Source organism: Microbacterium sp. LKL04 (genome assembly GCF_900102005.1).
Taxonomy (GTDB): Bacteria; Actinomycetota; Actinomycetes; order Actinomycetales; family Microbacteriaceae; genus Microbacterium.
In genome coordinates, this window is record NZ_LT627736.1 from 1,552,778 (window position 1) to 1,564,994 (window position 12,217).

A 12,217-nucleotide genomic window follows, 5' to 3' on the forward strand; every position below is an offset into this window, starting at 1 on the left:
GAGGGTGCAGCCTCAGGACCGGAGCGCCCTGCGGACATCCGTGACGTCGGCATCCATCTGCGCGATCAGCTTCTCGATGCCCTCGAAGGCCACCATGCCGCGGACACGCGCGACGAACTGCACCTGAACGATGTGTCCGTACAGATCGAGACCCGTCTCGTCGAGGACGTAGGCCTCGACCTGCCGGACGAGGACGTCGTCGAACGTCGGGTTCGTGCCGATGGAGATCGCGGCGGGGTACCGGGTCGCGGGCGCATAGCCGCCCGCATCCGTCCCTTCATCGACCAGCCAGCCGGCGTAGACGCCGTCGGCGGGGATGAACCCCTCGGCGTCGGTAGCGAGATTCGCCGTCGGGTAACCGAGCTCGCGACCGCGCTTGAGTCCGTGGACCACCTCGGCTCGCACGGCGTGCGGGCGGCCCAGCAACCGGGCGGCGTCCTCGACCTGGCCCGCGGCGAGCAGCTCGCGCACCCACGTCGACGACACGCGGCGACCGCCGCCCTGGACGTCGCCGACGATGTCGACGGTGAAGCCGCGGGATCGGCCGGAGTCCACGAGGAACTCCGGTGTGCCGGCTCCCCCGCGACCGAAGCGGAAATCCGCGCCGACCATGACCCGGACCGCTCCCAGGGCGTCCACGAGGATCCGCTCGACGAACGTCTCGGGGGCGAGAGCCGCGAGGGCCTCGTCGAAACGGAGCACGAGGACGGCGTCGACCCCGGCGTCGCGGAGCAGGGCGATCTTCTGCTCGACGCTCACGAGCGACTCGGGGCAGATCTCGGGCCGCAGGAGGCTCAGGGGGTTGCGATCGAACGTGACCGCGACGACGCGGGCCCCGGCATCCGTCGCGGTCACACGCGCCCGGTCGATGACGGCGCGGTGACCGGAGTGGACGCCGTCGAACTTGCCGATCGCGACGACGCTCGGACCGAACCCGCCGGGGATCTCGGCCGGGTCGCGGAAGACGATCATGCCGACACCGCCGTCGGGCGGCGCCGGCGGTGCGCGATGAGCCACCAGAGGCCGAGGAACGGCAGCACGAGCGGGATCAGCACGTATCCGATGCCGTAGCCGGACCACACCGTCGGGTGGTCGAAGAGCTCGGGATGGGTCAACGAGAGCGTGCCAACGACGAGGACGCCGACGAGCTCGAACACGATCGCCGCCCACGCAACGCGGTACCAGCGCTCCGACGCGCTGAAGACGAGAGCCAGGGTCGCGAGGATGTAGACGAGCGCCGACAGCGCCGACAGCGAGTAGGCGAGCGGCGCATCGTCGAACTCGCGGACGATCTGGACGAAGGAACGCCCCGTGGCTCCGAGCGCCATGATCGCGTAGACCACGACGAGGACCCGGCCGACACCGGTCATCCGACGAGGGGGCGGGGTGGATGCGGCCGACGAAGCGGTCGAGGTCGGCACGGTCTCAGGCATGGCATCTCAATCCTACGACCGGCGCGAGCTCAGCTCGCCGCTCACCCGGGTGAGCGGATCAGGCGACCTGGATGGTCCAGATCACGTTCATGCGCCACACCATGATCGCGATCGCGAACGCCGCGACGCCCATCACCACGGTGCTCCACCGGCTCCGCTCGATGAGGGCCCAGATAACGGCGGCCGGCGGGATCAGCACGGCAGACACGAGGTAGACCCAGAACTCGAGCAGGTCGCCCGACGGCGGGTTGCCGGCGAGGGGCGCGATGATCGAGATCACAACCTGAACGATGAGCAGCACGAGGATGAGCGCCTGCGTCCCGACCGACAGGTCGCTCGGTCGTCGACCCGCGAGGCCCAGGACGGTGCACAGGAGCCCGGCCGCGCAGGCGACGGCGATGACGGCGACGGTGAACCAGGCGATCACGGCTGCTGCTCCTCGGGCATGTTCATGAGGCTCTTCACGTCGACCCCGCGGCGTCCGACGATGCCGACCAGGGCGCCGTCCGGTGCGATGGCGGCGGGCGTCTCCGCCTCGAGGCGCTCCGCCGCACCCAGCAGACGCTTGCCGTGTCGCAGGTCTCGCGCCTCGTCGACCGTGACGGGGAACGCGCCGAGAAGGGATGCCGCGACCTCGGCGGCATCCTTCAACGGCACCTCGGGGGCGAGTTCTGCGACGGCGTCGGCGACGTCGAACGGGCCGACGCGCGTGCGGCGCAGGGCGGTCAGGTGGCCGCCGACGCCGAGGTCCGCGCCGAGGTCCCGCGCGAGCGCCCGGATGTAGGTGCCGCTCGAGCAGTCCACGATGACGTCGACGTCGATGACGCCGTCGCCGCGGCGGATCCCCCGCACCTCGAACCGGCTCACGACGACGTCTCGCGCCTTCAGCTCGACCTGCTCCCCCGCGCGCGCCAGGTCGTAGGCGCGACGTCCGCCGACCTTGATCGCCGACACGGTGCTCGGCACCTGCGCCATGGGTCCCGTCAGTGAGCGGATGCCGACGCGGATCGCGTCGTCGGCGACACCACCGGCATCCGTCCGCGACGTCTCGACGCCGTCGGCGTCGTCGGAGTCCGTCGTCACGCCGAGGCGGATCGTGGCCTCGTACGTCTTGTCGAGGCCGACGACGTAGGTGAGCAGTCGCGTGGAGTGACCGATCCCGAGGACGAGGAGGCCCGTCGCCATGGGGTCGAGGGTGCCGGCGTGGCCGATCTTGCGGGTGTTCAGCGCGCGACGGGCGCGGGCCACGATGTCGTGACTCGTGACGCCCCCGGGCTTGTCGACGAGGAGGATCCCGCCGCTCGCCTGACTCTGGTGCATGGCTTCCAGCCTAGGCTGGAGCGGTGCCCGACCTCGCCTCACCGCTGATCGCGTGGTACCGCGAGAACGCCCGGGACCTGCCGTGGCGACGCGAGGGGTTCGGCGCCTGGGGCACCCTCGTGAGCGAGTTCATGCTGCAGCAGACGCCCGTCGCCCGGGTGATCCCCCGCCTCGAGGAGTGGCTCGCACGCTGGCCGACACCGGCCGACCTCGCCGCCGCTCCCCCGGCCGACGCGGTCCGCCTCTGGGCGAACCTCGGCTACCCGCGACGCGCCCTCTGGCTGCACCGCGCGGCGACCGAGATCCGCGACCGGCACCACGGGGTCGTCCCCCGCGACGTCGACGCCCTGCTCGCGCTCACCGGGATCGGCGACTACACCGCCCGAGCGGTGGCGGTGTTCGCGTTCGGCGACCGGCATCCCGTCGTCGACACGAACACGCGACGCGTCCTCGCCCGCGCCGTCGAGGGACGCTCGCAGCCGGGGCCTCCGGCGAAGGCCGACCTCGCCGCGATGGCCGCGATACTCCCCGAGGACGACGAGGACTCCGCGGTCGTCAACGCGGCCGCCATGGAGCTCGGCGCCGTCGTCTGCACGGCACGGGCGCCGCGATGCGAGGCGTGCCCCCTGGCGGAGATGTGCGCCTGGCGCGCCGCCGGATACCCCGACACGGGCGACGACCGCAGAAAGCAGGCACGCTACGAGGGCAGCGACCGCCAAGCGCGCGGCGCCGTCATGAAAGTGCTGAGGGATGCCGACGGCCACGTCGCGCCCGCCGCCGCCGTGATCGCCGAATGGCCCGACCCGCAGCAGCGGGACCGGGCCATCGACTCACTCATCGTCGACGGCCTGGTCGAGGCCGTCGACGGGATGCTGCAGCTGCCGCGCTAGAGCGCGACAGGCGGGCACGTCAGTCCTCGTCGCCCTCTTCGCGGGGCTTCACGTACGGGTCCTCGTCACCGGCGTAGGTGCCGGACGCGGCGATCCCCGCGACCTGCGCGTCGCGCTCGCGGGCCTCGCGCAGGAGGTCCTCGATGTGCCCCGCGTTCTCGGGAAGGGCATCGAGGATGAACTCGAGGGTCGGGGTCAGACGCGTGCCGAGCTGACGCCCGACTTCGCTGCGCAGCATCCCCGTCGCCGCCTTGAGGGCAGCGGCCGAGTCGGTGCGCGCGTCGTCGTCGCCGTAGACCGTGTAGAAGACGGACGCGTGCTGCAGGTCACCCGTGACGCGCACGTCGGTGATCGTGACGAATCCGAGCCGCGGGTCGCGCAGCCCCTTGTCGAGGCGCTCCGCGATGAGCACGCGGATGCGGTCCGCCAGCCGTGCCTGCCGTTCTCCGGCCATGTCCTTCTCCTTCTCTACCCGGCCCGCGATACGGCGGGCCGGAAACTGCGGAGGACTCGGATGTCCGTCCGAGGCAATCGGGGTAGGGGCCCCGCTCTTGCCGAGGACGGACATCCGAGTCCGTAGCAACCTGAGGATCAGCCGCGCGGCTTCTCCACCATTTCGGTCGTCTCGATCTCGTCACCGATCTGGATGTCGTTGTACTTGCCGAGACCGATACCGGCCTCGAAGTCCGTACGGACCTCGGTGACGTCGTCCTTGAAGCGGCGCAGCGACTCGATGGCCAGGCCGTCGGCGAGCACGACGCCGTCGCGGATGACCCGCGCCTTGGCGTTTCGCGTGATCGTTCCCGAACGGACGATGACACCGGCGATGTTGCCGAACTTCGAGGAGCGGAACACCTCGCGGATCTCGGCGACACCCGACTGGACCTCTTCGAACTCCGGCTTGAGCATGCCCTGGAGGGACTGCTCGACGTCGTCGATCGCGTTGTAGATGACCGAGTAGAACCGGACGTCCACACCCTCGCGGGCGGCACGCTCGCGGGCCTTCGTGTCGGGCCGGACGTTGAAGCCGATGACGATCGCGTTGTCGATCGTCGCCAGGTTGATGTCCGACTCGGTGACAGCACCCACACCGCGGTGGATGATGCGCAGCTGCACGCTGTCGTCGACCTCGATCTTGAGGAGCGATTCCTCGAGGGCCTCGACGGCACCCGAGACGTCACCCTTGATGATGAGGTTGAGCGACTCGACCTTGCCCTCTTCGAGCGCGCGGGTGAAGTCCTCGAGCGAGATGCGCTTGCGGGCCTTGGCCAGCTGGGCGTTGCGCTCGACCGCTTCGCGCTTCTCAGCGATCTGGCGGGCCATGCGGTCCTCTTCGGTGACGATGAAGACATCACCGGCGCGGGGCACGGAGTTCAGACCCTGCACCTGCACGGGGCGCGACGGGTAGGCCTCGTCCACGGCATCGCCGTTCTCGTCGATCATGGCGCGGACGCGGCCGTAGGCCGTGCCTGCGACGATCGCGTCACCGACGCGGAGCGTTCCGGACTGGATCAGCACCGTGGCGACCGAACCGCGACCCTTGTCGAGCTTCGCTTCGATCGCGACACCACGGGCCGCCTTGTTCGGGTTGGCCGTGAGGTCCAGACCCGCGTCGGCGGTGAGGAGGACGGCATCCAGCAGTTCCTGGATGTTGGTGCCCTGGCGAGCCGACACGTCGACGAACATGACGTCGCCGCCGTACTCCTCGGCGACCAGACCGTACTCGGTGAGCTGCTGACGGACCTTCGCGGGGTTCGCGTCGGGCTTGTCGACCTTGTTGACCGCGACCACGATCGGGACATTCGCCGCCTGAGCGTGGTTCAGCGCCTCGACCGTCTGCGGCATGATGCCGTCGTCGGCCGCGACCACGAGGATCGCGAGGTCGGTCACCTGCGCGCCACGGGCACGCATGGCGGTGAACGCCTCGTGACCCGGGGTGTCGATGAAGGTGATCGCACGCTCGATGCCCTCGTGCTCGGTCCACACCTGGTAGGCACCGATGTGCTGGGTGATGCCACCCGCTTCACCGGCGACGACGTTGGTCTGACGGATCGCGTCGAGCAGTCGCGTCTTACCGTGGTCGACGTGGCCCATGACGGTGACCACGGGAGGACGGATCTCGAGGTCGTCCTCGCTCTCCGCCTCCAGCTCGGCCTCGAGGTCGAGACCGAAGCCCTCGAGGAGCTCTTTGTCCTCGTCCTCGGGAGACACCATCTGGATCTTGTAGCCGAGCTCCTCACCGAGGATCTCGAACGTCGCCTCATCCAGCGACTCGGTGGCCGTGGCCATCTCGCCGAGGTTGAAGAGGATCGTCACGAGGGTGCCGGGCTGGACGTTGTACCCGCGCAGGGCCTCGAGCTTGTCGGCGAAGTCCGAGATCGACGCACCGCGACGCAGGCGGATGATCTCGCCGTTGCCCTTGGAGACGTTGACGCCGCCGACGACCGGCGCCGACCGCATCTCGAATTCCTGCCGCTTCGCCCGACGCGACTTGCGCTGCTTGGACTTGCCGCCACCCTTACCGAAGGCACCTGCGGTACCACCGCCGGGGCCACGACCGCGGCCACCGCCGCCACCGGGACGACCGGCGAAACCGCCGGCCGGAGCGCCCGGACGCGCGGCGCCGAAGCCGCCGGCGCCGCCGGGACGGCCGGGGCCGCCGGGACGCTGCTGGAAGGGTGCGCCGGGACGACCGCCACCGGGACGACCCGCGCCGCCGGGACGCGGAGCGCCGGGGCGAGGGGCACCGGGACGCGGAGCCTGGGGACGCGGGATGTTGCCGGGGTTGGGCCGCTGACCCATGCCCTGAGCCGACGCGAACGGGTTGTTACCCGGACGGGGGCCGGCGGGGCGCTGCCCCATGCCCTGCGAGCTGGCGAACGGGTTGTTGCCGGGGCGCGGCGCGCCACCGGGACGCGGCGGCTGAGCGCCGGGCTTGCCGGGCGTGGCCGCAGGTGCGGGAGCGCCGGGCTTCGGAGCGCCCGATTCGGGTGCGGCCGACGGCGCCGCTGCGGCGGGCTTCTCCGCTGCAGGCTGAGCGGGAGCCTCGGGGGCCGCCGGCTCAGGAGCCGGAGCGGGCTTGGGTGCCGACGGGCGGGGTCCGGGTGTTGCGCCGGATGCCGGTGCCTTGGCGGCGGGCTTCGCGGGCGCGGCGGCAGGTGCCTTGACGCCTTCCGCCTCGAGGGCGGCGCGGAGCTTGCGAGCCACGGGGGGCTCGATGGTGGACGAAGGGCTCTTGACGAATTCGCCGAGCTCCTTCAGCTTCGCGAGGGCGACTTTACTGTCGACGCCGAGCTCGGAAGCGATCTCGTGCACGCGTGGTTTTGCCACAATTCTCCTGTCTGGGGCCCGCCCCGGACAGGGCGGACCGTCATTCGCGGACGGGTCTCATTTCGAGCCGTTCACTTTGTGTCCATAGCCGTTCAGCCGTTTCGCTGGAGGGATTCTCTGGTGGTCCGCGCATCCAGTGCCGCTGTGTCCAGCGGAGTGGCTACCCGTAGTGCTCGTCCGAACGCGCGACGCTGGAGAGCTGTGCTCACGCAACGGTCCGTGTCATGCACCCACGCGCCCCGACCCGGGAGGACGGCCTTCTCGTCGATGACGAGGGCGCCGTCCCTGGCCACGATGCGGAGCAACGAGGACCGGGGGGCACGCGTGCGGCATCCCACACACGTTCGAACAGGTTCCATCCTACCGCGTCAGGACTCGTCGAGAATGCTGTCGGGCTGGATGTCGATCTTCGCGCCGGTCAATTTCGCCGCGAGCCGGGCGTTCTGACCTTCCTTGCCGATCGCGAGCGAGAGCTGGTAGTCGGGAACGAGTGCGCGAACCGCCTTCGTGGCCTGGTCGAGCACGAAGCTCGAGGTCACCTTGGCGGGCGACAGCGCGTTCGCCACGAACTTCGGCAGCGTCTCGTCGTAGTCGACGATGTCGATCTTCTCTCCGCCGAGCTCCTCGGTGACGGCGCGCACGCGGCGGCCGAGCTCACCGATGCAGGCGCCCTTCGCGTTGACCGCGGGGTCGTTCGCCTTGACGGCGATCTTCGTGCGGTGACCGGCTTCGCGGGCGAGCGAGACGATCTCGACGACGCCCGAGGCGATCTCGGGGACCTCGAGGGCGAACAGCTTGCGGACGAGACCGGGGTGGGTGCGCGACACGGTGATCTGCGGCCCCTTGAGACCCTTCGAGACCGAGGTGACGTAGACGCGCAGACGCGAACCGTGCGCGTAGTCCTCGCCGGGGACCTGCTCCTCGGGGGGCAGGATCGCCTCGATCGTGCCGAGGTCGACGTGCACCATGCGGGGGTTCGGTCCCTGCTGGACGACGCCGGCGACGATGTCGCCTTCCTTGCCCTTGAACTCGCCGAGCACGGCGTCGTCGGCGATGTCGCGGAGGCGCTGGCTGATGACCTGCTTCGCGGCGAACGCGGCGATGCGGCCGAAGTCGTCGGGTGTCGACTCCTCCTCGCCGATGACGGCGCCTTCTTCGTCGCGCAGCGGGATGTACACGGCGACGTGTCCGCTCTTGCGGTCGAGGTGGGCGCGCGCGCCCTCGGGGAGTTCACCGTCGGGGGACGTGTGCTTCGCGTAAGCCGTCAGGATGGCCTGCTCGATGATCCGGATCAGTTCCTCGAACGGGATCTCCCGTTCGCGTTCGACGGTCCGCAGCAGCCCCAGGTCGATGTCCATAGGTGCCTCCCTTTTTCAGTTGCTCAACACGGCGCCGCTCGCACCCGGTCTCCCGGCGCGTCGCGGCATCCCGTCAACGTTACCCGATCGAAGGGATCCCGACCTGAGAAGATCGAGGGATGACCGACGCCGTGGAGGACGCCGCGCGGAGCGTGCGCCGCTCCCCCATCGCACGCGGGATGGCCCGCGGCGGGTACGCCGCGAACGGCGTCGTGCACCTGCTCTTCGGGGTGATCGTCATCGTCATCTCCTTCGGCGGGCGCGGCGAATCGGACCAGGCGGGCGTCTTCCGCGCGATCCTCGACGCACCGCTCGGGCTCGCGCTCGTGTGGCTGCTCGCTCTGCTGCTCGGAGCGCTGGGCCTGTTCCAGGTGCTGCGGGCTTTCCTCGCGAAGGGGACGGATGCCGCGGCCTGGGGACGCCGGTCGTCGGCGGCCGGGCAGGCGGTCGTCTACCTCGCCCTGGCGGCGATCGCCGTGACGGTCGCGCTCGGCGCTCGGCTCGACGGCGACCGCAGCGCGCAGGAGGTGACCCATTGGCTCCTCGAGACCCCCGGCGGCGTCTTCGTGGTCGCAGCGGCGGGGGTCGGACTCGCCGTCGGCGGCCTCGTGTTCGCCTCGATCGGGGTGCGCCGCTCCTTCGACAAGCAGGTCCGCGTCCCGCGCGGGGCTATGGGCACGGCGGTCACCGTGACGGGGGTCGTCGGCTACCTCGGCAAGGGCCTGTCCGTGGCGATCGTCGGGGTGCTGCTCATCGTCGCGGCCGTCAAACAGGAGGCTGCCGCAGCGGGCGGGTTCGACGCCGCCATCGAGGCGCTCCTCGAGCAGCTGCTCGGTCCGCTCCTCGTGTTCCTGATCGGCTTCGGGCTCGTCGTCTACGCGGCCTTCAGCTTCCTCCGCGCTCGGTACGCGAAGCTCTGAGGCCAGCCCGTCACGACACGGCGTGCGGTTCGCTCGGCGGGGTGGCCGGCGGAGCGGAGGCCAACGCGTTGACGGCGCGGATGAGGTGGTGGAGCTCGCCGACGCGATGACGGTCGAAGTCCATGAGCAGCCTCGGCATGTCGAGTCGGTCCTCGTCCTGGCGCTCGCGTCGCAAGGGTGCCGTGCGCTCGATCCGACCGCCGGTCAGCAGATGCGAGAAGCGCCGCGAGAGCTCGGCGACCTCGGCGTCGGTCGGCTCGGCGCACAGGCGCAGGACGAGTCGCGAACCGATCCAGCGCAGGGAGTCGTAGTTCCGCCAGAACCCGGTGATCTCCGACTCCGCCTCGGCGACCGAATCCGTGATGAGGACGCGATCCAGATCGTCGGGAGAGATGACGCCGGAGGGGATCAGCTGCTCCTGCGCGAACCGCTCCAGGCCTCGCCAGAACGTGCCGCCCGGGGCGTCGAGGAGCACGATCGGCGTCGGCTCCGCCTTTCCGGTCTGCTGCAGCGTGAGCAGTTCGAACAGCTCGTCGAGGGTGCCGAAGCCGCCCGGGACGGCCACGAACCCGCGGGATTCCTTGACGAGCATCAGCTTGCGCGTGAAGAAGTACTTCATCGCGACGACGCGGTCCGCCTCGGCGATCACGGCATTCGGCTTCTCCTCGAAGGGCAGCCGGATCGAGACGCCCAGGGACCGATCGGGTCCCGCGCCCTCGGCGGCGGCCTGCATGATGCCGGGCCCCGCCCCCGTCACGACCATCCAGCCGCGTTCGGCGAGAGCACGCGCGATGTCGGCCGCCGCGAGGTATAGGGGGTCGTGCGGCTGGGTGCGTGCGGACCCGAAGATGGTGACCTTCGGCGACGACCGGTACGGGGCGAACAGCGCGAACGCCGAGCGCATCTCCGACAGCGCAGCCGACGCGATCTTCAGGTCGAGGCGGTCCGTGTCGTCGACACCGAGTCCCACTCCCGTGATGAGGATGCGGGCGACGAGGTCGACGTCCTCCTCGACACCGGCATCGGACAGCAGGGTGCGGACGGCGTCGGTGACGTCACCGTCGAGGGAGGACGTGGAGCTCGGCGACATGTCACCAGGCTGTCACGATCCGGCATCCGACGGGTGAACGGCAGGGTTTCTGCCAGTAACGGATGCCGCCGCTCAGGCGGTCAGCGCCGCGACCGCCTCCGCGGCGGCGAGCGTCGTGCGCTCGCCCGACCGGCGGTCCCAGAGCTCGACCTGGCCCTCGGCGGCGCCACGACCGACGATGAGGATCTTCGGCACGCCGACGAGCTCGGCATCGCCGAACTTCACGCCGGGTGAGACCTTCGGCCGGTCGTCGAGGAGCACGTCGCGCCCGGCCGACTCGAGGTCGGCGGCGAGCTTCTCAGCGAGGTCGAAAGCCGCGGCATCCCGTCCCGTCGCGACGACGTGGACGTCGAACGGTGCGATCGACTCGGGCCAGACGAGCCCGCGGTCGTCGTTGTTGAGCTCGGCGAGGATCGCGAGGATGCGTGTCACGCCGATGCCGTACGAGCCCATCGTGACGGTGACGAGCTTGCCGTTCTCGTCGAGGACCTTGAGGCCGAGCTTCTCGGCGAAGAAGCGTCCCAGCTGGAAGACGTGGCCGATCTCCATGCCGCGGGCGAGCTCCACGGGGCCCGACCCGTCGGGCGCCGGGTCGCCGGCGCGGACGTTCGAGACGTCGACGACGCCGTCGGCCGTGAAGTCGCGACCGTAGACGACGGAGTGGGCGTGCTTCTCGTGCTCGTTGGCGCCCGTGACCCACGCGGTGCCCGCGACGACGCGGGGGTCGACGAGGTAGCGGATGCCGGTGGTCGATTCCTCACCCAGCACCGCGCCGCTCGCGGACCAAGGCCCGATGTAGCCCTTGACGAGACCGGGGTGCTTCGCGAAGTCCGCCTCGGTGGCGGCCTCGACCTCGGCGGGGGCGAAGGCGACCTCGACACGCTTGTCGTCGATGTCGCGGTCGCCCGGGAGTCCGACGACGACCAGTTCGCGCGTGCCGTCGAGGTGAGTCAGTGCGAGCACGACGTTCTTGAGGGTGTGCGCGGCGGTCCACTGCGTCGCACCGTCGGTCGCAGGGCCGGCGATGCCGGTTGCGGGAGCCTCGAGATGAGCGTTCGTGTGCGCGACGAGGGTCTCGATGGTCGGCGTGGCGGGCGAGTCGAAGACGACGGGCGCACCCTCGGGGATCGGCAGCGCGTCGGGGACGACGGTCGTGAAGGCCTCGACGTTGGCGGCGTAGCCGCCGGCGGAGCGGACGAAGGTGTCCTCGCCGACCGCGATGGGGTGGAGGAACTCCTCGCTGCGCGCACCGCCCATGAGGCCGTTGTCGGCGGCGACGATGACGTACTCCATGTTCAGCCGCGTGAAGATGCGCTCGTAGGCGTCGCGTTGCGACTGATACGACACATCCTGACCCGCGTCCGTGTAGTCGAACGAGTAGGCGTCCTTCATCGTGAACTCGCGGCCGCGCAGCAGGCCCGCGCGGGGGCGCGCCTCGTCCCGGTACTTGTCCTGGATCTGGTAGATCGTCAGCGGCAGGTCCTTGTACGACGAGTACAGGTCCTTCACGAGGAGGGTGAACATCTCCTCGTGGGTGGGTGCGAGCAGGTAGTCGGCGCCCTTGCGGTCCTGCAGGCGGAAGATGCCGTCGCCGTAGGAGGTCCAGCGCCCGGACTCCTCGTAGGGGTCGCGCGGCAGGAGGGCCGGGAAGTGCACCTCGAACGCGCCCGCGTTCGCCATCTCATCGCGGATGATCTGCTCGAGCTTCGCCTTCACGCGCAGGCCCAGCGGCAGCCAGGTGAAGATGCCGGGCGCGGCGCGGCGGATGTAGCCGGCGCGCACCAGCAGGCGGTGGCTGGTGACCTCGGCGTCGGCCGGGTCTTCGCGGAGCGTGCGGAGGAAGTATGTCGAGAGACGGGTGACCACGAGGGTCAAG

At 70.3% G+C, this 12,217-nt stretch carries 12 protein-coding genes; 2 read left to right on the forward strand and 10 right to left on the reverse strand.

All coding sequences use genetic code 11. The annotated features are described in order from the left end of the window. Window positions 1-12: 12 nt before the first annotated feature. From BLP38_RS07660 to truB, 4 genes are read right to left on the reverse strand one after another with little or no spacing between them, the layout of a single operon-like run. Complete coding sequence (locus BLP38_RS07660; protein ID WP_091359664.1) at window positions 13-972, reverse strand: bifunctional riboflavin kinase/FAD synthetase; 960 nt, start codon at window positions 970-972, stop codon at window positions 13-15. Beyond that, window positions 969-1,433 carry a hypothetical protein gene (locus BLP38_RS07665; protein ID WP_091355432.1) on the reverse strand — a complete coding sequence of 155 codons (465 nt, stop codon included), beginning with the start codon at window positions 1,431-1,433 and terminating at the stop codon, window positions 969-971. The genes BLP38_RS07660 and BLP38_RS07665 overlap by 4 nt, the downstream gene beginning before the upstream one ends. A gap of 58 nt (window positions 1,434-1,491) precedes the next feature. Continuing rightward, a complete protein-coding gene (locus BLP38_RS07670) occupies window positions 1,492-1,860 on the reverse strand; it encodes a hypothetical protein (protein ID WP_091355437.1) in 369 nt (122 codons plus the stop codon). Further along, window positions 1,857-2,753: a tRNA pseudouridine(55) synthase TruB gene (gene truB, locus BLP38_RS07675; protein ID WP_091355440.1), complete on the reverse strand. Its 897-nt coding sequence runs from the start codon at window positions 2,751-2,753 to the stop codon at window positions 1,857-1,859. Before truB ends, BLP38_RS07670 begins: the two co-directional genes overlap by 4 nt. Window positions 2,754-2,776: 23 nt before the next feature. On the opposite strand from truB, the gene BLP38_RS07680 reads away from it, so the two are divergent. Continuing rightward, complete coding sequence (locus BLP38_RS07680; RefSeq protein ID WP_091355443.1) at window positions 2,777-3,643, forward strand: adenine glycosylase; 867 nt, start codon at window positions 2,777-2,779, stop codon at window positions 3,641-3,643. A gap of 19 nt (window positions 3,644-3,662) precedes the next feature. On the opposite strand, the gene rbfA is transcribed toward BLP38_RS07680, so the two are convergent. The 4 genes from rbfA to nusA all read right to left on the reverse strand — a co-directional run bounded on the left by rbfA (window position 3,663) and on the right by nusA (window position 8,331). After that, window positions 3,663-4,097 carry a 30S ribosome-binding factor RbfA gene (gene rbfA / locus BLP38_RS07685; RefSeq protein ID WP_091355447.1) on the reverse strand — a complete coding sequence of 145 codons (435 nt, stop codon included), beginning with the start codon at window positions 4,095-4,097 and terminating at the stop codon, window positions 3,663-3,665. 137 nt (window positions 4,098-4,234) lie between these two features. Further along, window positions 4,235-6,973, reverse strand: a complete 2,739-nt coding sequence (gene infB, locus BLP38_RS07690; RefSeq protein WP_172824676.1) for a translation initiation factor IF-2 — start codon at window positions 6,971-6,973, stop codon at window positions 4,235-4,237. Between the two features lie 92 nt (window positions 6,974-7,065). Further along, the gene (locus BLP38_RS07695) at window positions 7,066-7,332 is read right to left on the reverse strand and encodes a YlxR family protein (protein WP_091355455.1); all 267 of its coding nucleotides are present in this window, start codon (window positions 7,330-7,332) and stop codon (window positions 7,066-7,068) included. Between the two features lie 9 nt (window positions 7,333-7,341). Beyond that, window positions 7,342-8,331, reverse strand: coding sequence for a transcription termination factor NusA (nusA, locus tag BLP38_RS07700; protein ID WP_091355459.1), 990 nt, complete (start codon window positions 8,329-8,331; stop codon window positions 7,342-7,344). Between the two features lie 119 nt (window positions 8,332-8,450). Here nusA and BLP38_RS07705 point away from each other — a divergent pair, with 119 nt between their 5' ends. After that, window positions 8,451-9,251 (forward strand): DUF1206 domain-containing protein, encoded by an 801-nt coding sequence (locus BLP38_RS07705; RefSeq protein ID WP_091355463.1) that lies wholly within the window; start codon window positions 8,451-8,453, stop codon window positions 9,249-9,251. Between the two features lie 10 nt (window positions 9,252-9,261). Here the strand turns inward: BLP38_RS07705 and BLP38_RS07710 are convergent, their stop codons facing one another. Together BLP38_RS07710 and BLP38_RS07715 are read right to left on the reverse strand one after the other, a co-directional pair. Further along, a complete protein-coding gene (locus BLP38_RS07710; RefSeq protein ID WP_091355466.1) occupies window positions 9,262-10,341 on the reverse strand; it encodes a TIGR00730 family Rossman fold protein in 1,080 nt (359 codons plus the stop codon). Between the two features lie 72 nt (window positions 10,342-10,413). After that, window positions 10,414-12,207 carry a proline--tRNA ligase gene (locus tag BLP38_RS07715; protein WP_091355469.1) on the reverse strand — a complete coding sequence of 598 codons (1,794 nt, stop codon included), beginning with the start codon at window positions 12,205-12,207 and terminating at the stop codon, window positions 10,414-10,416. Window positions 12,208-12,217: the final 10 nt, after the last annotated feature.

Bases quoted from the DNA above. Each gene is read 5' to 3' on its own strand.
- BLP38_RS07660 (WP_091359664.1), bottom strand. From the start codon at position 972: ATGATCGTCTTCCGCGACCCGGCCGAGATCCCCGGCGGGTTCGGTCCG.
- BLP38_RS07665 (WP_091355432.1), bottom strand. From the start codon at position 1,433: ATGCCTGAGACCGTGCCGACCTCGACCGCTTCGTCGGCCGCATCCACC.
- truB (WP_091355440.1), bottom strand. From the start codon at position 2,753: ATGCACCAGAGTCAGGCGAGCGGCGGGATCCTCCTCGTCGACAAGCCC.
- rbfA (WP_091355447.1), bottom strand. From the start codon at position 4,097: ATGGCCGGAGAACGGCAGGCACGGCTGGCGGACCGCATCCGCGTGCTC.
- BLP38_RS07695 (WP_091355455.1), bottom strand. From the start codon at position 7,332: ATGGAACCTGTTCGAACGTGTGTGGGATGCCGCACGCGTGCCCCCCGG.
- nusA (WP_091355459.1), bottom strand. From the start codon at position 8,331: ATGGACATCGACCTGGGGCTGCTGCGGACCGTCGAACGCGAACGGGAG.
- BLP38_RS07705 (WP_091355463.1), top strand. From the start codon at position 8,451: ATGACCGACGCCGTGGAGGACGCCGCGCGGAGCGTGCGCCGCTCCCCC.
- BLP38_RS07710 (WP_091355466.1), bottom strand. From the start codon at position 10,341: ATGTCGCCGAGCTCCACGTCCTCCCTCGACGGTGACGTCACCGACGCC.